We start from the raw sequence: 384 nt of genomic DNA on the forward strand, positions 1-384 counted from the left end.
CTGTCCAGCTCCGCCGTGGGGAGTGAGACTGAGCCTCTCGAGACCGACGACGAACCCGTCCCAGCCGACCCCGTCGGCAGCCCGAGCCCAGAGCCGGTGAGCCCAGAGCCGGTGAGCCCAGAATCGGTGCACCCAGGGCTGGCCCGCCCGTCGCCGATGGCGGACCTCCCGAGCGGAGCCGAGTTCGGTACCGTCGTGCACGGCGTGCTCGAGTCGGTGGACCTGGCGGCCGACGACCTCGCGCAGGAGATCCGACGGGTTGCAGCCGAGCAGCTGACCCGGACTCCCCCGGGCTCCTTCAGCGCCGACACGCTCGCCGAGGGGCTGCTGCCCGCACTGCAGACCCCGCTCGGACCGTTGGTCGACGACCGGCGGCTCGCCGAC

General features: G+C 73.2%; 1 protein-coding gene. It reads left to right on the forward strand.

What is annotated here, in order from left to right:
• Positions 1-156: 156 nt before the first annotated feature.
• Positions 157-384: hypothetical protein (locus I6F37_RS44660; protein ID WP_225155079.1), on the forward strand; the 228-nt coding region annotated here is incomplete at its 3' end.

Source organism: Bradyrhizobium sp. NBAIM08 (genome assembly GCF_020193935.1).
Lineage (GTDB): Bacteria > Pseudomonadota > Alphaproteobacteria > Rhizobiales > Xanthobacteraceae > Bradyrhizobium > Bradyrhizobium yuanmingense.